Origin of the sequence: Butyrivibrio sp. LC3010 (genome assembly GCF_000424385.1) — a bacterium.
Lineage (GTDB): Bacteria > Bacillota > Clostridia > Lachnospirales > Lachnospiraceae > Butyrivibrio.
On sequence record NZ_AUJU01000009.1, the window covers coordinates 28,538 to 53,308 of the forward strand.

Below are 24,771 nucleotides of genomic sequence, written 5' to 3' on the forward strand. Positions count from 1 at the left end.
TATAAGAAAAGGAGACAAAATGAAAAGTACTAACGTATGGACAAAATACACTGCAAAACAGCTTAAGGAAGTTGAAGCTTTTGCAGATTCTTACAAGAACTTCCTTGATAATTCAAAGACAGAGCGCGAAGCTATCGATTCTATAGTTAATGAGATCGAGGATGCAGGCTATCGCGAACTCAACACACTTATTGGTTCAAACACCAAGCTTAAGAAGGGTGATAAGGTTTATAGCGTATGGATGAACAAGTCCATCGCTATGTTCCAGATTGGTTCTGAGCCTCTTGAAAATGGTATGAACATCCTTGGAGCACATATCGATTCTCCCAGAATGGATGTTAAGCAGAATCCCCTTTATGAGGATACAAGCATTGCATACCTCGATACACATTACTATGGCGGAATCAAGAAATATCTTTATGTAGCAATCCCGCTTTCAATTCACGGTGTTGTTGTTAAGAAGGATGGCACTACAGTTCAGCTTAATGTTGGTGAGGATGAGGATGATCCGGTATTCTTCATCAGTGATCTTCTTATTCACCTTTCAGGTGACCTTATGAGCAAGAAGGCTTCACAGGTAGTTGAGGGTGAAGCTCTTGATCTTATCGTTGGTAGCAGACCTTTTGTAATTGAGAGCGATGAGAAGAAAAAGGACGAGAAGAAGAGCTCCAAGCTCACAGAAGGCCAGCAGTATGCCGTAGATTATGAGAAGGCAGAAAAAGAAGAAAACGGCAAGATAAGCGGAGCTGTTAAGAGAGGAATTCTTGGTATTCTTAACGATCTCTATGGTATTGAGGAGGAGGATTTCCTTTCAGCAGAGCTTGAGATTGTACCTGCAGGAAAAGCAAGAGATGCAGGCTTTGACCGTTCAATGATCCTTGGTTATGGCCAGGATGACAGAGTGTGTGCATATCCTTCCATGAAGGCACTTCTTGAAGTTAAGGATCTGACAAGAACAGGCTGCTGCATCCTTGTAGATAAGGAAGAAATCGGCAGTGTTGGTGCTACAGGTATGCAGAGCAGATTCTTTGAGAATGCAGTAGCAGAGCTCATGAACCTCTGTGGTGATTACAACGAAATTAAGCTTAGAAGATGTCTTGCAAACTCATGCATGCTTTCTTCTGACGTAAGTGCTGCATTTGATCCTATGTATGCAGGTCAGTTTGAGAAGAAGAACGCAGCTTATCTTGGACTTGGACCTGTTATCAATAAGTTTACAGGAAGCCGTGGTAAGTCCGGTTCTAATGATGCTAACGCTGAGTATATTGCACATATCAGAAGCATCTTCGAAGAGGATGATATAACATTCCAGACTGCTGAGCTTGGTAAGGTAGATGTAGGTGGCGGTGGAACAATCGCATACATCCTTGCTCTTTATGGCATGAATGTAATTGATAGTGGTGTTGCTGTTCTTAACATGCATGCTCCGTGGGAGGCAACTTCCAAGGCTGATATCTATGAAGCACTGAGAAGCTATAAGACATTCCTTGAAAAGGCAAGTCTTACAAATATGTAATTTTGTTTTCATCCGGCAGAATATCCATCTGCCGGATGATTGTTGCTGTTGTAGATAATTATTGTTTTAGATTTTTGGAATCTAAGATATCGATATATTGCTGCAGCATTAGATATAAACAGTCGTTATTAGTTGAGGAGTTTAAATTGAGCAATACAAATACAGATGTGAATGATCCCAATCTCGGACTTCGCACCAGTGATTATTATTTTGATCTTCCCGAGGAGCTTATAGCCCAGGATCCTCTTCCTGCAAGAGATGATGCCAAGCTTCTTGTTATGAACAAAAACACGGGGAAGATTCAGCATAAGATTTTCCATGAGATTATTGATTACCTGCAGCCGGGAGACTGCCTTGTTCTAAATGACACGAAGGTAATTCCGGCAAGACTTCTTGGTACAAAAAAAGATACCGGAGCTGCAGTTGAAATTCTTCTTCTTAAAAGAAGAGAAAATGATATATGGGAGACTCTTGTAAGACCGGGTAAAAAGCTTCGTCCCGGTGCTGAAGTTACTTTCGGTGATGGAAGCCTTACTGCGAAAATTCTTGATATAGTTGAAGAAGGTAACAGACTTGTTCAGTTCTACTATGAAGGAATTTTTGAGGAAGTTCTGGATAAGCTTGGTGAGATGCCGCTTCCGCCTTATATTACACATAAGCTTCAGGATAAAAATATGTATCAGACAGTTTATGCGAAATATGAAGGATCAGCAGCTGCACCTACAGCAGGTCTTCATTTTACTACAGAGCTTCTTGATAAAATAAAGGACAAAGGTGTAGACCTCGCCTATGTAACTCTACATGTTGGACTTGGTACCTTCAGACCTGTCAAGGTCACAAATGTTCTTGAACATCACATGCACACTGAGTGGTATCAGGTTACTGCCGAAGCTGCTGAGAAAATCAATAAAGCAAAGAAAAGCGGACACAGAGTTATCTGCGTTGGAACTACAAGTTGCAGAACTATTGAGAGTGCTGCAGATGAAAATGGTAATATAGAGGCATGCGCAGATAATACTTCAATTTTCATATATCCCGGCTATAAATTTAAGGTGACAGATTGTCTTATAACAAATTTCCACCTGCCGGAATCGACTCTTGTTATGCTTGTTTCAGCCCTTGCTGGCAGAGAAAACGTGCTTAACGCCTATAACGAGGCTATTAAATTACGATATAGGTTTTTCAGTTTTGGGGATGCTTGTTTCTTTACTGATGACGAAATTTAGGCTATAATTACAGTTACAATAGTATTCGAGGGGGATATTATGGAAGAAAGAAGAAAGTATAGAAGACTTGATCTTGATGGCGAACTTATAATGAATCCCATTGGAAGTGACTGTGAGCCTGAGGCTGTAGCCATTTCTGTTATCAATGCTTCAAGAGCGGGAATGGGATTCCAGTCAGATTTACAGCTGACCATGGGTGATAACTATGAATGTAACCTTACTCTTTGGACCAAAGAGGTTCTTCATGTCTTTATCAAAATTGTCAGAGGTACTGCGCTGGAAGACAGTTATGAATATGGCGCGATTTTCATAGGTATGCCTGAATATGACAGACAGAGGATTTCTGTTTATGAGACTGTTCAGGAGACGTTAGAAGAGATGTAATTTAAAGCCTTCCCGGTAACGGGAAGGCTTTTGTAATATAGTCGATTTTATTTATGCAAAAAATGATAGACAAGCTTACTGCCTGGAATAATTTATTAAGACTCCTGGAATTATTTTATAAGACTTCTCAAATCTTTGAAAAATTCAGGATATGAAATTCCCACACACTTATCATCTATAATTCTTGTTGCGCCTTCTGCAGCCAGTGCAGCAATAGCGAAGGTCATGGCTATTCTGTGATCACCTTCCGAATCAATGTCAGCGCCATAAAGCGGCTTTCCGCCATGTATGATCATTCCATCATCTGTGGGTTCAATATCAGCACCCATAGCTTTAAGATTCTTGCAAACACTATCAATTCGGTTTGATTCCTTTACTTTAAGCTCGGCAGCATCCTTAATGATAGTAGTGCAGTTAGCGGTTGCAGCTACTACAGCAAAGATAGGAAGCTCATCGATCATGGTAGGGATAAGCTTTCCTGATACTTCGAATCTTCCATTCTCATTGCCATGAAGATCTGAGTAACGAACATGAAGATCTGCTCTTGGCTCGATGGACTCATCGTAATTCTCAAGCTGAATATCTGCGCCCATCTGAGTAAGAATGCTGAGGATTCCTGACCTGGTCTTGTTGATCCCGACGTTATGTATCACAATGTCAGAACCCGGAACAAGAAGAGCAGCAGCTATAAAGTATGCGGCTGAAGATATGTCACCGGGTACATTAACCTTAATACCGTGGAGAGGTGATCCCGGGTGAAGAATAGTTGCGGAGCTTCCCTTGACATCAACTTCATTGTGAATATCAGCACCAAAAGCTCTGAGCATGATCTCAGTGTGATTTCTGCTAAGAGCAGGCTCGTAAACAACTGTATCACTTTCAGAATAGAGTCCTGCCAGCACAATACATGATTTAACCTGAGCTGAAGCAACAGGGCTGTGGTAAGTGATACCAAGAAGCCTTTTTCCACCCTTAATAATGAGAGGAGCGCATTCATTCCCTTTAAGAGAAGATATGTCAGCACCCATCTGGGTAAGAGGCTTGATGATTCTGTTCATAGGTCTTTTTTCTATGGAACTGTCACCTGTGATCATGGAATCAAATGGCTGAGCAGCAAGAATTCCGGCAAGTAGCCTTGTTGTAGTGCCGCTGTTGCCGGTATAAATTGTTTTTGACGGAGCAGTAAGACCATGAAGTCCCTTACCGTGGACTGTTATGGTCGGCACTCCGTTCATAGGTCTTTGTGAATGCTCAATCTGAATACCGAGCTGTTTAAAACATTCGATTGTTGACAGACAATCCCCGCTTTTCAAGAAACCGGTAATCTCAGTTGTTCCTTCTGAAATGGCCCCAAACATGATACTTCTATGCGAAATAGATTTATCCCCAGGAACAAAAATACTGCCGGTCAATGGCTTTGAACTTTTTTCAATGCTTATCATGGTTAATTCCCTCTTTTTAATCAAGTAGTATATTTTAGCCTAAAGGTATCAGTCGATTGACGGATATCCATGAGTCTCTAATAATTTTAATGCCTTCTCCATGGCTTTGTCATCATGAAATTCTATACTTAACGTGCCATGTTCAAATTCACGATTGTGTACGATGCCGATGTTCTTGATATTGATTCCGTTTACGGAAAGGAGAGTGGCAACTGATGCAATATTACCCGGTTCATCAGCTATATCAACTCTGATAACATAAGTCTTCTGAATAGGTCCTCGTCTCAGGTCATTAAATGAATCTCTGTATTCTCTTGCATTTGAGAAGAAATTCATAAGAGCATTTCCGTCAACCTCATCGACTACCTGCTTCATTTCTGTAAGATAAGAAATGTATTTATCAAGCAGTGTAGATATATTTTTGTGGTTTGTAAGACAGATCTGCTGCAGCATCACAGGTGAAGAAGAAGATATTCTTGTGATGTCCTTGAAACCACCGGCTGCGATCATTTTCATAAGACCATCTTCGGAGTCACTGTCGTGCACCAGGTTAACAAGACATCCACTTATTACATGCGGAACGTGGCTCACTGCAGCTGTAATAAAATCATGCTGCGTATATGGAATTATAAGTGGGGTTGCACCCATCAGCTCTACAAGCTCTTTGTAATTGGCAAGTCTCTCATCAGAAGTCTTCTCGGTTCTGGTGAGGATGTAAAATGCATTCTCCAGTATAGATGCCTTGGAATTGATGTATCCGATTCTCTCAGTACCGGCCATTGGATGGCCACCGATAAACTGGTCCTCTAAGCCAAGCTCCTTCACATGCTCATGGATACTGGTCTTAACAGAACCGATATCAGTAAGAGTGGTCTTGGGATTAAGGTAAGGCTTTATTAGTTTTAAATTGTCGTTATTTCGCTCTATCGGTGCACACAGAAAAATGTAGTCACATTCTGAGAATCTCTCATCTATCTTGTCACATGCTATATCAACTATTCCGTCCTCTTTTGCTTTGAGAGAAGTCTCAATATGAGGTGTGTAAGAAATAATGCGGATATTAGGATTCTTGGCCTTAAGAGCTCTGGCCATAGAACCACCGATAAGACCCAAACCTACAAAGCCGCAAGTGATATTATCAGTATTCATTTGGATTGGTCTCCTTAAAATCTATAGTTTTTATGAGCTGTTTCTATCTTTGCCCACTGTTAATGATTGATTATTGGGATAAAAGAAAAAAGTTTCCCTATAAAATACGCTTAAAATCTACTAAACTATATCACGTTAAAGTGCGAAAATCAATGAATTTGCACGGATATATTTCCCATAAATACTTGATAATTCATATCTTCTAAACATGAGTTTTTTATCCTATTGTGCAAATTTGATTGAATTACTTGTATTGTATGCACAATTTTAGTAAAATGTATGCATAGGGTTTGGGGGGAATCTTAATTTTTCTAGTTAAATTTCCCAACATAATTTAAGACTTGGAGGAACAAAAGATGAAAGTTTACACAAGTGACAAAATACGCAACGTCGTACTCTTAGGTCATGGGGGAGCAGGAAAGACTTCACTTGCTGAGGCAATGGCTTATCTTGCAGGTATTACCTCCCGAATGGGTAAAGTATCTGACGGCAATACCGTTAGTGACTTTGATAAAGAGGAACAGAAGCGACAGTTTTCAATCAGCACAACTAACATTGCGCTGGAATGGGAAGATCACAAGATCAACCTTCTTGATGCCCCCGGATTTTTCGATTTTATCGGTGAGGTTCAGGAGGCAATGAGCGTAGCAGATGCAGCTATTATCGTTGTTTCCGGTAAAGCAGGCGTGGAAGTTGGAACTGAGAGAGCATGGGATCTTTGCGAGAAATATGGCATACCGCGTATGTTCTTTGTATCTGACATGGATATCGACGATGCTTCATACAGACAGGTTGTGCAGGATCTTACAGATAAATACGGAAAGAAAATCGCACCCTTCAACCTTCCTACCCGTGAAAATGAGAAGTTTGTAGGATATGTAAATGTAATTCAGGAAAAGGGCTTCCGCTGGGAGGGCAAAGATGCCATTGAGTGTGAAGTTCCCGAATATAACCTTGAATATTTGAAACAGTATAGAGATACACTTATGGAGGCAGTAGCCGAAACAAGTGAAGAATTTATGGATAGATATTTCAGTGGAGATACCTTCTCAGAGCAGGAGATCAGATCAGCGCTCAGAAATAATGTATGTGACGGATCAATTGTTCCTATAGAAATGGGATCAAGCATTCTTGCACAGGGTGTTTACACACTGATGGACGATATTATTAAATACATGCCTGCTCCTGAGAACCGTAAGATGGCAGGTATCAACATGAAGACCAACGAGATATTCGAAGCTAACTTCGATTTCTCAAAACCTAAGACAGCATTCGTGTTTAAGACAATGATGGATCCTTTCATTGGTAAATACTCAATGATAAAGGTTCGCTCCGGCGTTATCAAGACCGATGATGTAATGTATGATACCAATAAGGATTCAGAGGTTAAGATCGGTAAGATTTATGTAATGCAGGGCAATAAGACAATTGAAGTTCCCGAGCTTCATGCCGGTGATTTCGGTGCCCTTCAGAAGCTTGATGTTTCAACAGGTGATACCCTTTCAACAAAGGCTAATCCTGTTCAGTATGCTAAGATGGATATTTCAGAGCCCTACACCTATATGAGATATAAGGCTCAGAATAAGGCTGATATCGATAAGATTGCACAGTCTCTTGCTAAGCTTGCTGCTGAGGATGCAACACTTAAGATTGTTAATGATGCTGAAAACCATCAGTCACTTATCTATGGTATGGGTGATATGCACCTTGAGATTGCTGTTAGTAAGCTGCTTAATGAGTACAAGGTTGCAATTGACCTTGATAAGCCGAAGGTAGCTTTCAGAGAGACGATTCGTAAGAACTCAGATGTTGAGTACAAGTATAAAAAGCAGACCGGTGGTCACGGCCAGTACGGACACGTTAAGATGCGCTTCGAGCCTTCAGGTGATGACAGCAAGCCTTATGTATTCGAGCAAGAAGTTGTCGGCGGTGCAGTTCCGAAGAACTATTTCCCTGCAGTAGAAAAGGGTATAGCAGAAGCTGCTCAGAGAGGACCTCTTGCAGCATATCCCGTAGTGGGAGTTAAGGCTGTGCTTTATGATGGATCATATCATCCGGTTGACTCTTCTGAAATGGCATTCAAGGTTGCTGCAAGCAATGCCTTCAAGAAGGGATTCATGGATGCTACACCTGTACTTCTTGAGCCTATAGCTACTCTTAAGGTAACAGTTCCGGATTCATTTACCGGTGATGTAATGGGTGACCTTAATAAGAGAAGAGGTCGTGTGCTTGGTATGAATCCTACAGGCGATGGAAAACAGGTCATCGAGGCTGACATTCCTATGATGGAACTCTTTGGATATTGCACAACCTTGAGATCAATGACAGGTGGTGCAGGTGATTACGAGTACAGCTTTACAAGATATGAGCAGGCTCCTTCAGATATCCAGCAGAAGGAAGTAGCTGCAAGAGCTGAAAAAGTTAAGGAAAACGGAATAGAAGATTAATAGTAAAAAAATGGAACCGGCATTTCGAAAGGGATGCCGGTTTTTTATGTCATATATTTTTATGTCATATAGTTTTATGCCATAGAGCAAATAAATAAAGCAGAGTACTTGAGAGCACTTCCATGGAAGGTTACTTGTTGTAATAAGGACTTCATAATTATTTAAGAGTTTCTTTAATCGGTGCTTATATGTTTATGATAGTATAAACGTAATACCGTGGTTTAGTATGCGCTGATTTATTGTGAGGTTGAAATGCCGTATAATCCTTTGTTTTTTCAACTTAGATATGACATTATAGGTGAGATTGCAGGGCTTTTGTTTGCTGTGCTGATTCTTGTTTTTATGTTTCTTACTAAGCCTAAGCAGTCTAAAACATATATTTTTTTGCTGACAGGAACAATTATTTCCATATTTGCGATTATGGTGCAGATCGTTATCGTTAGAATGGCCAGTACTGTTTCTGTCTACTATAACAGAAATGTATTTACCGCAGCTTTGACGCTGTTTCTTACTTTATATGCTATACTTTTGTTCATTTACTTTAACTATATTAATCTATTGAGCGAGGGCAGATTCAGAAAACGTTTTGTTCTGATAATGATTTATATTACGCTTTCGACTATCTATTTTGCTGTAATGATCTATCTGATCGTTCTGAAGAGGCTGTTTTTCGTAAGAACAGACGGAATCGATATCACACACTTTACAAGATTTTACTGTGTTGCAGGAATTTTATGTTGCATTATATGTATGGTTATTACTACTTTGCGCCGTAAAAATATATCCAGAATTGTTTTCAGGGCGACAGTGATATCGGTTACAATTGACGTTGCTGTACTTATCCTGCAGATAATAGCAACCCATGCTATATTCAGTGCGGTTACCTATGTGATTCCTTTCGTAATAGGTTATCAGCTGTTTCACTCTAATTCCTATGACGAGGAGACAGGATGCCAGAATATCAGTGCTTTCGAGAGCAGATTCCAGACAAATGAAAGGGCAGGAAGAGTATTCTATATAGCCTACATAGATTTTCCTCAGCTTGCAGACAGTTCTATTGTTCCGAATTATGAAGCGTTTTCAATGGAAGTGGTGAGAATTTGCAGAAAAATAGAAAGAATATCGAGAAAAATCCTGATGTACAGATTAAATTATGGGACCTTCATAGCAATTCTGGAGACAAAAGAAAGGTCAGATGCTGAGAATTATACTGAACAGATGAGGGATATTCTTGATAGCTTCTTTGAGAGAATTGATGATAAAATCCATTATTTTGTAGGAGTATGCGGAGATAGCAAAAGGTTTGTGGCAGTAGGCAACAAATACACACAGCTGTTTTTGAGATATCTTAGAAACAGATATTTAAAAGATGGCGAAAATGTATATTATTTCGCTAATGGGGCTGATTTCAGGGATTTTGAAGAAATCTATAAGATTGAGCAGACACTCATGGATATACGAGCACGAATGAATCCTGACGATGAGAGGATTATTTGTTATGCTCAGCCAATTTACAGTGTTGAAAATAAATCCTTCAGAACAGCTGAAGCGCTGATGAGACTTACTATCGATGGTAAGATGATACCGCCGGATACTTTCATTAAAGTTGCTGAGCAGAACAATTGTATACATGCCCTTACCGTGATAATGATGCATAAGGTTTGCAGGGCAGTTGAAGCACTGGTGGAGGAATATGATTTTGATGCTGTTACGATAAACTGTTCCACATTGGATTTTACAGATAAAACTTTTTATAAAGAAATAATGGATATCATTCACAGCTATAGGATTGACCAGAAGATGATCAGACTTGAAATTACTGAGTCCATGATGGCTGAGAATTATGATGCCGTAAGATATAACATGAGTATGCTAAACCGTGAAGGAATCCAGCTTTATATGGATGACTTTGGGACAGGTTACTCAAATCTTGAGAGAGTTGTGGATGTACCTGTGCAGACTATTAAATTCGATAAATCTCTTCTTTATAAAGCGGTCAAGGATTATCGTGTCGATGACATTTTCACTTATATGATAGATTTCTTTAAGAAAAATGGCTTCGTTACACTGATTGAGGGCGTTGAGAATGAGGCTCAGAAGAAATTCAGTATAGACAGAGGTTTTGACTATATTCAGGGCTATCATTATGCAAAGCCTTCACCTATTGAGAATTTACGGAAGTATTTTGATAAAAAATCTTAAAGATTCTGATTCGTTTATCTTAAGTAAGGGGACCTCGCTTGAATGTGATACTTTAATATGATAGAATTTTTTATTGTTCATAAGAGAGATAGAAAATCTATTCATTATGCATTTAATTTCGCAGAAACGAGGTACCCAAATGTCAGAGTTATATAATCACAAAGAAGTTGAACAGAAGTGGCAGAAAATCTGGGATGATGAAAATGCATTTGCTGCAAGCAATGATTTTTCAAAGCCTAAATATTATGCCCTTGTAGAGTTCCCTTATCCTTCAGGACAGGGACTTCACGTAGGTCATCCGCGTCCGTACACAGCACTTGATATTGTTGCACGTAAGCGCAGAATGCAGGGCTATAATGTTCTATATCCCATGGGATGGGACGCTTTCGGTCTTCCTACCGAGAACTATGCTATTAAGAATCATATTCATCCCAAGATCGTAACAGCTAATAATGTTAAAAAGTTTAAGAGCCAGCTTCATTCTTTAGGTTATTCCTTTGACTGGAACAGGGAAATAAATACAACAGATCCTGACTACTATAAGTGGACACAGTGGATATTCCTTAAGCTCTTCAAGGCAGGGCTCGCTTATAAGAAGGAGATGCCTATCAACTGGTGTACATCATGTAAGGTTGGTCTTGCTAACGAAGAAGTTGTCAACGGCGTTTGTGAGCGTTGCGGTTCTGAAGTAGTGCGCAAGGTTAAGAGCGAGTGGATGCTAAAAATCACTGAGTATGCTGATAAGCTCATCGACGGACTTGATGGTGTAGATTATATTGAGCGTGTTAAAGTATCACAGAAGAACTGGATCGGACGTTCTACAGGTGCTGAAGTTGATTTTCAGATCAAGGACACGGAGGATGTTCTTACTGTTTATACAACACGTTGCGATACACTTTTTGGTGCTACATATATGGTAGTATCTCCTGAGCATCCTTATCTTGATAAATACAAGGATCAGATTAAGAACTTCGATGAGATTCTTAAGTATCGTGAAGAGGCTTCCAAGAAGTCTGATTTCGAACGTTCTGAGCTTGCAAAGGATAAGACCGGTGTTCAGATTGACGGACTTTGCGCTATCAATCCTGTTAACGGTAAAGAGATTCCGATCTGGGTTTCAGATTATGTACTTATGAGCTATGGTACAGGTGCTATCATGGCAGTTCCTGCTCATGACGACAGAGACTGGGAGTTTGCTAAGAAATTCGGTCTTCCGATCATCCAGGTAGTTGCTAAAGATGGCGAAGAGGTTGATGTTAATGAGGCAGCATTTACTGATGTTGCTACAGGCGTGCTCATTAACTCAGATTTCATCAATGGTCTTTCAGTTGCCGAAGCAAAAGAAAAGATGATCTCATTCCTGGAAGAGAAGAAGATCGGCCATGCACAGGTTAACTACAAGCTTCGTGACTGGGTATTCTCACGTCAGAGATATTGGGGCGAGCCTATTCCGATTGTTGAATGTGAGAAGTGCGGATTTGTTCCTGTTGACGAGTCAGAGCTTCCGCTTCTTCTTCCTGAGGTTGACAGCTATGAGCCTACAGACAATGGTGAGTCACCTCTTGCTGCAATGACAGATTGGGTTAATACCACATGTCCTTGCTGCGGTGGCCCTGCAAAGCGCGAGACTGATACAATGCCTCAGTGGGCAGGTTCATCATGGTATTTCCTCAGATATACAGATCCTACCAATAAAGAAGCTCTTGCCAGTAAGGAAGCACTTAAGTACTGGCTTCCTGTAGACTGGTACAACGGAGGAATGGAGCATACAACACTTCACCTTCTTTACTCAAGATTCTGGCACAAGTTCCTTTATGATCAGGGAGTTGTTCCTACATCTGAGCCTTACCAGAAGCGTACAAGCCACGGTATGATCCTTGGTGAGAACGGCGAGAAAATGAGTAAGTCACGTGGTAATGTTGTTAATCCTGATGACATTGTTGAGGATTACGGCGCAGATACACTCCGTACATATGAGATGTTTATCGGTGCATTTGATCTTGCTGCTTCATGGTCTGAGGATGGCGTTAAGGGCTGCAGAAGATTCCTTGAAAGAGTTTGGAAGCTTCAGGATATCCTCGTAGATGGTGATGAGTATTCAGATGACCTGAAGGGTGAAATGCACAGAACAATCAAGAAGGTATCAAATGATTTTGAGAACCTTAAGTACAACACAGCTATTGCAGCTATGATGTCACTTATAAATGACTTCTACAAGAAGGGGGCAGTTAATAAGGCTGAGTACAAGACACTCCTTACAATGCTCAATCCTGTAGCTCCTCACATCACAGAAGAGATCTGGCAGGTTATCGGCGGTGAAGGAAGACTTTATCAGCAGACCTGGCCTGAATTTGATGAGGCACTTACTGTTGAGAATACAGTTGAGATTGCTGTTCAGGTTAATGGTAAGGTTCGTGCAACTATCTCAATCGGTAAGGATGATCCGAAGGATACAGTACTTGCTAAAGCAAAGGAAGCTATTGCAGGCAAATTTACCGGTAACATAATTAAGGAAATCTATGTTCCGGGTAAGATTGTAAATATAGTAATGAAATAATAGGCGATTTTAGCGCTTTGGGCTCCATGTTCTAAAAAGAACATGGAGCTTTTATTATTTTTTTGTAAATTCGTTTACAAATGATGTTTATTTCGAATGTATAGAGTACAATATATGTATATTAGTATATCTTATGGGGAGAAAGCTAGTTACTTAAATTGTTGTAGAAAGAGGTGTACTTAATGAGAAAAAGAATTAATTGGAAAAATGGTATCTGTATTGCTTTGACAGCTTCTGTTTGTTTTACAGGATTTGGATTTAACTCATTTGCTGAAACCGGGCAGAATACTCAAAATACAGATAATTCACACACTGCGCAGGATAACACAAATACCGGAAAAGATCAGAATGCTCCAAATACCGGAAATACGGGTAATAACCAGGGTTCACAAAATACCGGCAATAATCAGGATTCAAATAATCCTGAAAAATCAAATACTTCTATACGAATTACTGCTACAAGCATTACTTTTAAAAACTCAAAAGAAGTGATAACGGTAGGAGAAACAATTGATTTATCCAAGACTGTGACAATTAATCCGGATGATGCATTGGTTACATGGGAGAGTAGCAGTCCGGGAATTGCTAAAGTTGAAAATGGCCTTGTTACTGCCCTTGGTACAGGCACTGCTGTTATAAAAGTGGTTTCAGCTTTTGATACTTCTGTATTTGCTGTCTGTGAAATATCTGTTAAGGACAGTAAATATTATACGCAGCTGATTTTTCCTGAAAATGAGCTGAAGATTCAGCCCGGTGAAGTTGAAACAGTTCAGGGTGTTTCTTATCCGGGTACGGTTGTCGATGATGTGATTAAATGGGAGAGCACCAATAATGATATTGCCACAGTCATAGGAGATGACAAGGAGTACAAAAAAGCCTATATATCAGCAGAAAATGTGGGGACCTGTTATATAGTTGCTAAGGTAGGTAACGGAGCTGAAATCGGCAGGATCAAGGTTACTGTTGGAAGTCCTTCTGGTCTTGAAAAGACGCGTATCATCAAAGAATCCGTGCCTACAATAACTTATCTTAAGCGGAATAAGGGGAGCTTTAAGATAAAATACAAGGCTATAGAATATGCCAGCGGCTACCAGATTAAATACAAAAAATCAGGAAGCTGGGTAACGGTTAATACAACTAAAAAGAGTGTTACGGTAAATAAACTTCCAAAGGGGTTATACAAGGTAAAAGTCAGAGCATACAGAAATTATGATGGAAAGAAATACTACGGAAAGTATTCTAATACACACAAGATAAAGGTTAAGTAATAAGCATTTTCTTATGAGGAGGTAGATTGACTTATGAGTATTAAGAACCTGGTTAGTGTTGACGAGAACAAAATTCGTAACTTGAGTGTGCAGGAGAAATTCAATTCAACCTTCAGGCAGATAATCACCATGTCTGCGGTTGCGGTTGCTATTCTGGCAATAACACTGGTATCTGCAATGGTTTCCATAAGAACCATCTACACCAAATATTATACTATGAATAATATTCAGGCAGATATCAGAATTGATATGCAGGCTTTGGCAAAAGCTTATCTGTGGGCTCTGTCATCACCTGATGATGGAATAAGACAGGAACAGCTGGGAAAAGCTACCGAAAAATATGCTGAATTTGATGCTAATCTGTCTAAACTCTCAAAACTTACTAAAAGTTCTTCTGATATTAATAAAGTATCTGCAGACCTTAAGAATGTTGAGGCTAATGGTGTGGCTCTTGGTAATATGTTCAATGATGGCTCCACATCTGAAGAAATATTCTTCTACTTTAATGATACCTTGTATCCATCAATAGATGCGACCGTAAAGGATTTTAAGACAGTATCATCAGAGACGACCGTAGCTGCAGAGAACGCATATAGGAGTTCTGTAATTCTTGGAATTGTGATGAGTGTTATCACCGCTGTTGTTATTCTGATGCTTATTATCTACATTGTAGATGTTAAGAAAAAGCTCTCACATTCAATTCTTGTTCCTGTTGAAGAGATTTCAAAGGCCGCCAATGAAATGGCAAAAGGTAATCTTAACATTAACATTGATTACGACTCAGATGATGAACTTGGTAAACTGGCAAAGGATCTTAGTAAATCAACCTCTGGAATTGAGAAGATTGTAACAGATATAACAGAGACGCTAAAAAGAGTTGCTGATGGCGATTTTTCAAAAGGAACAATTACGCCTTCGCTTTATATAGCTGACTATGCACCTATCAGTGCTGCTATGAATAATATTACCGACTCACTTTCTGATACTCTTGCCCATGTACGTGAATCTTCTAATCATGTGTCACAGGGCGCATCCGGTATGAGTCAGGGTGCTACGGCACTTGCAGAAGGTTCAACGGATCAGGCAGCGGCTGTAGAAGAGCTTACTGCATCTGTTAATACCATTACTGCTCAGACAAAGACCATGGCTGAGACTGCAGAGAAATCAAGAAAAATGGCTGATCAGGTTAGAGATGATGCGGATGCCAGTGCACGCAAGATGCATCTTGTTACAGATGCAATGGTTAGAATTACAGAGGCTTCTAATGAGATTGAGCAGGTTACCAATACTATCGAGTCCATTGCCAAGCAGACACAGCTCCTTGCACTTAATGCTTCTATTGAGGCTGCAAGAGCAGGCGAATCAGGAAAAGGTTTCGCGGTAGTTGCAGAGGAGATCAGCACACTTGCAAGTCAGAGTACTGAAGCTGCCAAGAATACGCATCAGCTTATTCAGGATACGATGGAGGAAATCAAAAACGGTAATGATGTTGTTGGTGAGACAACAGAAGCTCTTCAGAAGATGCAGGAATCTGTTAAGGAGATTACCGGCATGATAGCTGAAACCGGAGAGATGGCACAGCATCAGGCTGAAAGCATGGAAGAAATCAATGACGGAATTGATCAGATCTCTGCAGTTGTACAGAGTAATTCTGAGACCGCTCAGGAATCCAGCAATGTATCACAGAGACTGACAGAACAGTCTGAAGACCTCACAAGACTTATAAATCAGTTCAGACTCCGCTGAGTATATTTTTATTCCTATTGCATTACAATAGAATAAATTTGTTTGCAATAAAGCAGATTAAAATTGATTGCATTAAAACATATTATGTCTTCAAGAGATTAGATCATAGATTTATGGTCTAATCTCTTTTTTAGCGTGCTTTATCACATTAAAGCGTTGACATAGATGGTATTATTGTATACAATAATGCAAAACGAGTTTTTCATCCTTATCATAAAGGATAATTGACGTAAATCGAGGAGGACTAAAATGCAGGACCAGACATTTCAAAACAGACCGGTAACAATGAATGAACACAACAATCTATTACAGATTGAAGAGCATATGTATATTCTTGATGATGTCAAGAAACCTAATGTTTTCAGAAATATGTTCCCATATGATGAGGTTCCGAAGATTCCCTTCAACGATAGAATTGTTCCTCACAATATGCCCAAGGATATATGGATCACTGATACGACTTTCCGTGACGGACAGCAATCACGAGCACCTTATTCCACAGAGCAGATTGTAAAAATATATGATATGATGCATGAACTTGGCGGACCGAATGGTATGATCAGAGCCAGCGAATTTTTCCTTTACAGCAAAAAGGACAGAGATGCAGTTTATAAATGCATGGAGAGAGGTTATAAGTTTCCTGAGGTTACAAGCTGGATAAGAGCAAGTAAGGAAGACTTTAAGCTTGTCAAGGAAATTGGTATGAAGGAAACAGGTATCCTTGTAAGCTGTTCAGATTATCATATTTTTCTGAAATTAAAAATGACAAGAAAGCAGGCTCTGGAGCATTATCTTAGTGTTATCCGCGACTGTCTCGATGAAGGTATTGCCTGCAGATGTCATCTTGAAGATATAACAAGAGCTGATATCTATGGATTTGTAGTTCCATTCTGTGTAGAGCTTATGAAGCTGCGTGAAGAGTATGGAATTCCGATCAAGGTACGTGCCTGCGATACAATGGGATATGGTGTCAATTTCTCAGGTGCTGTTATTCCCAGAAGTGTACAGGGTATCATCTATGCATTAAATACAAATGCAGGTGTTCCAAGCGAGCTCATTGAGTGGCATGGACATAATGATTTTTATAAGGCTGTTACCAACTCAACAACAGCATGGTTATATGGCTGTTCCGGTGTCAATGCTTCACTTTTTGGCATCGGTGAAAGAACAGGTAACACACCACTTGAAGCAATGATATTTGAGTATGCGCAGCTTAAGGGAACATTAAACGGAATGAATACTCAGGTTATCACAGACCTTGCAAGATATTATGAAAAAGAACTGGGATACCATATCCCGCCTCAGACTCCTTTTGTTGGCAAGAACTTTAATGTGACAAGAGCCGGTATCCACGCTGACGGACTTCTTAAGAATGAGGAGATTTATAACATATTCGATACGGATAAGTTCCTTGGAAGACCGCCTGTAAGCGCTGTTTCCAATACTTCAGGACTTGCAGGAATTGCTCACTGGATTAATGTTCACTACCGCTTAAAGGGTGATAATGCTATCGGAAAAGAGCACAAGCTTGTTCAGGTTTTAAAGGAATGGGTTGACGGTGAATATGAAAACGGCCGTGTTACCGTAATGTATGACGAAGAGCTCACTAAGAAAATCGATGAAGTATCAAAACTTATCGGAATCGAAGTATGTGAGGGTGAGATAAAAAATCTTTCTGAATGATTCCTGGTGAAGACCATAGAATAGAGGGAAAAATGGAAAAAAAGGATTTAAAGCAGGAAGTGACAGATAAATATTCACTTCGCGGCAGAGTATTTAACAGAATACGTGAAGATATTTTAAATGGCAAGTATTCTGATCATGAGGAATTAAAAGAGGTTGCAATTGGTGCTGAGCTTGGTGTGAGCAGAACCCCTGTAAGAGAAGCACTAAGGCAGCTTGAACTGGAGGGTCTGGTTCAGATAATTCCCAATAAAGGTGCTTATGTGGTCGGTATCAGTGCAAAGGACATTCATGATATTTACATGATAAGGTCAAAACTTGAAGGACTTTGCGCCAGATGGGCCTGCGACAACATAACTGATGAACAGATGGAGGATCTGGAAGAGATAGTATATCTTGCGGATTTCCATGAAAAAAAGGGGCATTTTGATCAGCTTGCGGAGCTGGACAACAGATTTCATACAACACTTTATGAATCCTGTGATTCCAAGATGCTTGAACATCTGCTTAAGGATTATCACCAGTACGTCTGGCAGATAAGGCAAAAGACACTTGCAGGCAAGCGCGGCAAGGACTGCAATGATGAGCACCGTGCCATAATGGAAGCTATACGGGATAAAAATCCTGATAAAGCAGAAGAATTTGCCAATAGGCATATGCTTAGTGCCTATGATAATATGGTAAAGAACGGACTTTTAGAAATGTTTTCGTAACTATAATGACTTCTTGAATGAATATAAAAGGTAATAATGAGACTTTACTATTGAACGTAAAGCGTTAGATAAATTCAAGAACTATATTAAAGAGGAGGACGATATGTCAAAAGTACAGATGACCACCCCCATTGTCGAGATGGATGGAGATGAGATGACCAGAATTCTCTGGAAGATGATCAAGGAAGAGCTGATTGAGCCTTATATTGATCTTAAGAGTGAGTATTATGATCTTGGTCTTAAATACAGAGATGAGACTGATGATAAGGTTACAATTGACAGTGCCAACGCAACTAAAAAGTATGGCGTAGCTGTTAAGTGTGCTACCATCACTCCCAATGCAGCCAGAGTTGAAGAATATGACCTTAAGCAGATGTGGAAGAGCCCTAACGGTACAATCCGTGCAATGCTTGATGGAACAGTTTTCAGAGCACCTATTCTTGTTAAGGGAATAGAACCCAATGTTAAGACCTGGGAGAAGCCTATCACACTTGCACGTCATGCTTATGGTGATGTTTATAAGAATGTTGAGATAGCAGTTCCCGGTGCTGGTAAAGCTGAGCTGGTATTTACAGGTGCTGATGGAAAAGAGATAAGACAGACCATTCAGGAATTTGACGGTCCCGGTATCATTCAGGGAATCCACAATAAGGATGCTTCTATTAAGAGCTTTGCTAAGGCATGCTTTGAATATGCTCTTTCAACAAAGCAGGATCTCTGGTTTGCTACAAAGGATACTATCAGCAAGACTTATGATGCAAGATTCAGAGAAATCTTCGATGAGACCTTTGAGAAGGAGTACAGACATAAATTTGACGCTGCCGGAATAGAGTATTTCTATACACTTATTGATGATGCCGTAGCTCGTGTAATGAAGTCAAAGGGCGGATTTATCTGGGCTTGTAAGAACTATGACGGCGATGTAATGAGTGACATGGTATCCTCTGCCTGCGGATCTCTTGCAATGATGACTTCAGTTCTTGTATCTCCTGAAGGTATCTATGAGTACGAGGCTGCTCATGGAACAGTACAGCGTCACTATTATAAGTATCTTAAGGGAGAAGAGACATCAACAAACCCTGTAGCAACAATCTTTGCCTGGACAGGTGCCATGAGAAAGCGCGGTGAGCTTGATAATATTCAGGGACTCATCGACTGGGCAGATAAGATGGAAAAGGCAACTCTTTTAACAATTGAGAGCGGCAAGATGACAGGAGACCTTGTTCTTATAACAAGTAATCCCAATGCTAAAAAGCTTAACTCTGAGCAGTTTATAAAGGCTATCAGAGAGACATATGAAGGATTAAAATAAAACACTATAAGTTTTAGCCATCCCACACCTTTATTAGTATCATTGCTAAATAATGGTGTGGGTTTTCTTTTTTTCCGGTTTTCCTGTATCATAGAAAAGCTAAAACTGTTTTTGGAGGGAACATGGTTTTTCAGTTAACAACTTTTTGCTTTCTGTTTATCACATTTATTCTATTTCATATTTCTCCGGGTGCTATAAGGAAATTCGAACTGCTGGCTTTTAGCGTGTTCTTTATTATCTGGCAGGGGAAAAGTATCGGTATAATAACAATCTGCGCAATCACAGCTTTTACGTATCTGTGTGGTCTTATGATTTCATTTTTAAAGAAAAGGGAAATGACAAGGATTTCGAATGTTGTTTCAGCTATCGGAATCATAGCACTGGCAATGGTTTTATTCGGATGGAAATATCTGGCAGCTGCTGCAAATCTTCCGGGTTTGTATATACCTGACAACCTGTTAAAGGCTGCAATGCCGATTGGACTTTCATTCTACATTTTTCAGGCCATAAGCTATCTTGCAGATGTTACGACTAAGAAGATTGATGCTAAGAAGAACCTCATAAATTTTGCACTTTACATGATGTGGTTTCCAAAGTGGATGAGCGGACCTATTGAAAGGGCTGAGGATTTTATTATAAAAATCGAGAACAGTAAAAACACAAAGCTGTTTGATTTTGACAGAGCCGTTAGAGTCTTGTCCTATATTTTGTGGGGATTATTCATGAAAATGGTTATTGCAGACAGGATAGGGATTCCTGTCGATATCACCTTTGATAATCCTTTGGAATTTGGACCCGTTACACTTTTACTTTGCACATTCTTATACACGATTCAGATATACTGTGATTTCGCGGGATATACAAATCTGATGATCGGAATATCCATGATGTTTGGAATAGAGCTTATTCAGAATTTCAGGACACCCTATTTTGCTGAAAATATCGTTCAGTTCTGGAGGAGATGGCATCTTTCCCTCAGTAACTTTTTAAAGGATTATATCTATATTCCTCTTGGAGGAAACAGAAAAGGAAGCTTTAGAAAAGCTTTTAATATACTTGTCGTTTTCCTTGTGTGCGGAATGTGGCACGGGGCAGGATTTACATTCATAATATGGGGCGTTTTCCATGGAATTATGAATGTAGTTACCAATATTCTTGATAGAGGAAAATTGAGATTTCTTGTAAGAGGAATTACAGGATGGGCGATCAGCTTTCTTACAGTTTCCTTTGCATGGATTTTCTTCAGGGCAAATAGTCTGTCGAATGCATTTGATTATATAAAAGCTATGTTTATCCGGGATGGAAAAGGGCTTAGTGCCGGATTTACTGCAGAAGAAGGACTTATACTGGGACTGTCTTCCATTGAATGGTTTGTGGCAGCTGTATCAATAATGCTGCTTAGCGTGTTTGATTTTTGGGCCTATAGGAGTAATAAGATTCCGCCTGAACTTATGAGTAAGCGCTGGGGAGACTTTTCCAGAGGCATCGGATTTGCTTTATTTGCGCTTATAATTCTTATCTTTGGCAGATACGGCGCAGGTGAGGAGATCAGAAGTTTTGTTTATGCCCAGTTCTAAAGCTTATCTATATGAAAAGCAGATGAATTTTCGAGGAATATAGTATTTATTATTGAATATAATCGAATATTGGATCTGTGAGAAATTCAATATTCGATACGAAGGAGATTGTAAATGAAGCGATTAATCGCGTGCCTGTTAGGCGTGATTATTTTTATTTCATGCTTTAATATAGCTGATAATATTCTGCGCACAAAAACAGAGGCGGGAGTGACACAGATGCGTGCTCTCTATGACCAGCCCAAAAACACGATAGATGTGGTTTTTCTTGGTTCAAGTCATGTACACTGCGGAATAAATACCGCAAAGCTTTTTGAGGATTACGGAATTGCAGGATACGACCTTTCCTCTGCAGAGCAGTCCCTGTGGGTTTCGTATCATTATCTCAAGGAAATATGTAAATACCAGAAGCCCAAGGTTGTAGTTCTTGATTTTTTCAGCGCTGCGGCATTTATGGAGGATTATAAATATCATTATGAATTCCTTAGTGACAGTCTGTTCGGGATGAGGCTGTCAGCTAATAAACTGCAGCTGATGGCTGCTGCCTTTGATAATAAGCAGGAGCTGTGGAATATGTATTTTCCTTCTTTCTTTGGCTATCACGACAGGTACAATAATCTTGATAAAAAGGATTTTGATGAGGCCTTTGGAAAGGACTTGAGTTCATATAAAGGCTTTGTTCCGCATTTTCATAATGTGGAAATGACAGATCCTGTGATTGAAACTGATGAGTGCAAACCGCCTTTACAAAAATCAGAAAAGTATCTTGATAAAATAATCGAGTATACAAAGCAGAATGATATGAAGCTTTATATCACTATGGTGCCTTATGTCCTAAACCAGGAGCAGCAACAGGGTATGAAGCAGGAGGAGACAGCACGCTATAACTGGCTTGAAAAGTATGTTGATGAGCTCAACCAAAATGGCGATGATCATGTTTGTTTTGACTATGTATTCAAGCATCCTGATGATATAGGAATTGACTACACAAGCGGAAGAGATATTTCTGATGGCAATTCACATCTAAATTACAATGGAAGTAACAGATATTCCGCCTATCTTGGAAACACTCTGAGGAATCTTTACGGGTCAGAGCTTCTGCCGGATCACAGAGGGGATTCTGCGTATGATTCATATTTAAGGCATATAAAGAATATTGAGGAACAGGTAAGAAATGCCGAATTTGAAGTCAGGTGAGCATTTGCTTAATTGATTTGGAATATAAAAATACATCTGCTATTTTCAGAATACTCTTTTTCATTTGTACTATGTGTGTGGTATTATTAATACATTGGGTACAACATTAAGGAGGCAAAAAGGGTATGGCAGATTTTAAAATCGTCAAAAATGTTGAAGGACCGTCTTTAGGAACATGTAGTGCTCCGATAATCGAAAAAGACGGTCTTTTTTTTAAGGATTTAGAACGGACAGGTGAACTTGTTCCCTATGAGGACTGGAGACTTTCTCCGGAGGAAAGGGCAAAGGACCTTGCAGGAAGACTTAGCGTGGAAGAGATAGCAGGTCTTATGATGTATAGTGCTCACCAGCTTGTGCCTGCAATTTCAGGGGGGTGGTACGGAGCTACTTACAGAGGAGGTAAGACTTTTGATGAAAGCGGCGCTGATGAGTGGGAACTCACTGACCAGCAGAAGAAATTCCTGACAGAGGATCATGTGAGATACGTACTTGCCATGGTGCTTAAAAACGGTGAGGTAGCTGCTAAATGGAATAATGAGATGCAGGCACTCTGTGAGGAGATGCCCCATGGAATTCCGGTTAATACAAGTACTGATCCAAGGCACGGAGCAGGAAGTGCATCTGCCGAGTTTAGAACAGAAGCGAAGGATACCAGCAAATGGCCTTTGGGACTTGGTCTTGCAGCAACCTTTGATCCTGATCTTGTTAAGAAGTTTGCTAAAACTGCTGCAAAGGAATACAGAGCACTTGGCATAACAACTGAACTTGGTCCTCAGATTGACCTTGGAACAGAACCCAGATGGATGAGAGTTTCAGATACATATGGGCAGAGCAGTAAGCTTGTTACTGAATATGCAAAGGCTTATTGTGAAGGTCTTCAGAATGGTGATGGAGACAGCTGGGGAAATGGAAGCGTTGCTGCTATGGTAAAGCACTGGCCGGGCGGCGGTCCTTGTGAATCAGGAAGAGATGCTCATTATGCTTTTGGAAAATATGCAGTATATCCGGGCAAGAATTTTGAGGAGCATTTAAAGCCGTTTATTGAAGGTGCATTCAAACTTGAAGGTACAGGTAAGGCTTCAGCCGTTATGCCATATTACACAGTCAGCTTTGGCATCGACCCTTCAGGCAAAAATGTAGGTAACAGCTACAGCAAATACATAATAGGTGACCTTCTCAGAGATAAGTACGGATTTGACGGTGTTGTATGTACCGATTGGGGAATTACAGGGGATCCTTCGGATAAGCTTGATTCCTTTGGCTCAAGATGCTACGGAACAGAGGATTTATCTGAGGCTGAGAGACATCTTTGCATCATTGAAAATGGTGTGGATCAGTTTGGCGGTAACAACGATATAAAGCCTATTCTTGAAGCATATCGCATTGGATGTGAAAGATACGGCGAAGAAAAAATGAGAAAGCGTTTCGAGGAAAGTGCAAGAAGACTTCTGCTTAACAGCTTCCGCTGTGGACTTTTTGAGAATCCGTATCTTGATCCGAATGAGAGTAAAAATATTCTTGGCTGTGATGAATATGTAGAGAACGGCTTTAATGCTCAGCTTAAGAGTATTGTCATGGTTAAAAACAATGGTGTTCTTCCCATAAAGGGAAAGAAAAAGGTTTATATTCCCGGAAGAACAATTGAAGCTCATAAGGGGTTTTTGAGAAACATGGTGGATGCTGTTTCACTCCCGGGAGCAAATCAAAAGGATGTTGAGGAATTTTTTGAATTCACCGAAAATCCCGGGGAAGCAGATTTTGCAATATGCTTTATCGAAAGTCCTATAAGTGACGGATATACGGAGGAGACCGGATACAGACCGGTAACTCTTCAGTACAGAAGCTATACTGCAGATAATGCGAGAGAGGTCAGCATTGCAGGTGGCGATTTCAGAGAGGAATCCGATAACAGATCTTATAAAGGAAAATCCAATAAAGCAGCAAATGAGCATGACCTTGATATAGTTATTAAGACCAAAGAGCAGATGAAGGATAAGCCTGTTATAGTGTCAATTCGCATGAATAATCCAAGTATTGTTGCGGAATTCGAGCCCTATGCGGATGCAATACTTGTTAATTTCGGTGTTGAGACAAAGGCTGTTCTTTCAATTGTAAATGGTGATTCTGAACCATCTGCAATGCTTCCTGTCCAGCTTCCAAAGGATATGGACACAATAGAGAAGCATTGTGAAGACGTTCCTTTTGATTATGAGCCATATAAAGACTCTGAGGGCAATTCCTATGACTTTGGCTTTGGACTCAACTGGAGCGGCGTTATCAGGGATGAGAGATGGGACAGATATGTCAAAGACAGGAGATAATGAGAAACAGACTTATAAAGTAAATAGCAAA

General features: G+C 40.0%; 16 protein-coding genes. 14 read left to right on the plus strand and 2 right to left on the minus strand.

The genetic code is table 11. The features are described 5' to 3' along the window. Positions 1 to 19: 19 nt before the first annotated feature. The 3 genes from G622_RS0108245 (at position 20) to G622_RS0108255 (ending at position 3,126) form a co-directional block, all read left to right on the plus strand. On the plus strand, positions 20 to 1,516 hold the full coding sequence (locus G622_RS0108245; protein WP_026510320.1) for an aminopeptidase: 1,497 nt from the start codon (positions 20 to 22) through the stop codon (positions 1,514 to 1,516). Positions 1,517 to 1,662: 146 nt separating this feature from the next. Next, positions 1,663 to 2,742: a tRNA preQ1(34) S-adenosylmethionine ribosyltransferase-isomerase QueA gene (gene queA, locus G622_RS0108250; protein ID WP_242832983.1), complete on the plus strand. Its 1,080-nt coding sequence runs from the start codon at positions 1,663 to 1,665 to the stop codon at positions 2,740 to 2,742. Positions 2,743 to 2,781: 39 nt separating this feature from the next. Continuing rightward, the gene (locus G622_RS0108255) at positions 2,782 to 3,126 is read left to right on the plus strand and encodes a PilZ domain-containing protein (RefSeq protein ID WP_026510322.1); all 345 of its coding nucleotides are present in this window, start codon (positions 2,782 to 2,784) and stop codon (positions 3,124 to 3,126) included. Positions 3,127 to 3,236: 110 nt separating this feature from the next. On the opposite strand, the gene aroA is transcribed toward G622_RS0108255, so the two are convergent. After that, positions 3,237 to 4,568, minus strand: a complete 1,332-nt coding sequence (gene aroA / locus G622_RS0108260) for a 3-phosphoshikimate 1-carboxyvinyltransferase (RefSeq protein ID WP_044957371.1) — start codon at positions 4,566 to 4,568, stop codon at positions 3,237 to 3,239. Between the two features lie 48 nt (positions 4,569 to 4,616). Beyond that, on the minus strand, positions 4,617 to 5,717 hold the full coding sequence (locus G622_RS0108265; RefSeq protein ID WP_081675240.1) for a prephenate dehydrogenase: 1,101 nt from the start codon (positions 5,715 to 5,717) through the stop codon (positions 4,617 to 4,619). A 356-nt stretch (positions 5,718 to 6,073) separates the two neighbouring features. Between G622_RS0108265 and G622_RS0108270 the strand changes: the two genes are divergently transcribed. From G622_RS0108270 to G622_RS0108320, 11 genes are all read left to right on the plus strand, one after another. Beyond that, positions 6,074 to 8,164: an elongation factor G gene (locus tag G622_RS0108270; RefSeq protein WP_026510325.1), complete on the plus strand. Its 2,091-nt coding sequence runs from the start codon at positions 6,074 to 6,076 to the stop codon at positions 8,162 to 8,164. 252 nt (positions 8,165 to 8,416) lie between these two features. Continuing rightward, complete coding sequence (locus G622_RS0108275; protein WP_026510326.1) at positions 8,417 to 10,366, plus strand: EAL domain-containing protein; 1,950 nt, start codon at positions 8,417 to 8,419, stop codon at positions 10,364 to 10,366. Positions 10,367 to 10,505: 139 nt separating this feature from the next. Then, the gene (gene leuS, locus G622_RS0108280) at positions 10,506 to 12,923 is read left to right on the plus strand and encodes a leucine--tRNA ligase (protein WP_026510327.1); all 2,418 of its coding nucleotides are present in this window, start codon (positions 10,506 to 10,508) and stop codon (positions 12,921 to 12,923) included. A gap of 182 nt (positions 12,924 to 13,105) precedes the next feature. After that, positions 13,106 to 14,191: an Ig-like domain-containing protein gene (locus G622_RS0108285; RefSeq protein WP_026510328.1), complete on the plus strand. Its 1,086-nt coding sequence runs from the start codon at positions 13,106 to 13,108 to the stop codon at positions 14,189 to 14,191. A gap of 33 nt (positions 14,192 to 14,224) precedes the next feature. Then, positions 14,225 to 15,937, plus strand: a complete 1,713-nt coding sequence (locus G622_RS0108290) for a methyl-accepting chemotaxis protein (protein WP_026510329.1) — start codon at positions 14,225 to 14,227, stop codon at positions 15,935 to 15,937. Between the two features lie 249 nt (positions 15,938 to 16,186). Next, entirely contained in the window at positions 16,187 to 17,620 is a 1,434-nt protein-coding gene (locus G622_RS0108295) for a 2-isopropylmalate synthase (RefSeq protein ID WP_026510330.1), read from the plus strand. 32 nt (positions 17,621 to 17,652) lie between these two features. Beyond that, entirely contained in the window at positions 17,653 to 18,333 is a 681-nt protein-coding gene (locus tag G622_RS0108300) for a GntR family transcriptional regulator (RefSeq protein ID WP_044914651.1), read from the plus strand. A 103-nt stretch (positions 18,334 to 18,436) separates the two neighbouring features. Further along, the gene (locus tag G622_RS0108305; protein WP_026510332.1) at positions 18,437 to 19,645 is read left to right on the plus strand and encodes an NADP-dependent isocitrate dehydrogenase; all 1,209 of its coding nucleotides are present in this window, start codon (positions 18,437 to 18,439) and stop codon (positions 19,643 to 19,645) included. 122 nt (positions 19,646 to 19,767) lie between these two features. Continuing rightward, a complete protein-coding gene (locus G622_RS0108310) occupies positions 19,768 to 21,222 on the plus strand; it encodes an MBOAT family O-acyltransferase (protein ID WP_026510333.1) in 1,455 nt (484 codons plus the stop codon). Positions 21,223 to 21,336: 114 nt separating this feature from the next. Further along, positions 21,337 to 22,419, plus strand: coding sequence for a hypothetical protein (locus tag G622_RS0108315; protein WP_026510334.1), 1,083 nt, complete (start codon positions 21,337 to 21,339; stop codon positions 22,417 to 22,419). 125 nt (positions 22,420 to 22,544) lie between these two features. Beyond that, positions 22,545 to 24,740: a glycoside hydrolase family 3 protein gene (locus G622_RS0108320; protein ID WP_026510335.1), complete on the plus strand. Its 2,196-nt coding sequence runs from the start codon at positions 22,545 to 22,547 to the stop codon at positions 24,738 to 24,740. The last annotated feature ends 31 nt before the right edge of the window (positions 24,741 to 24,771 follow it).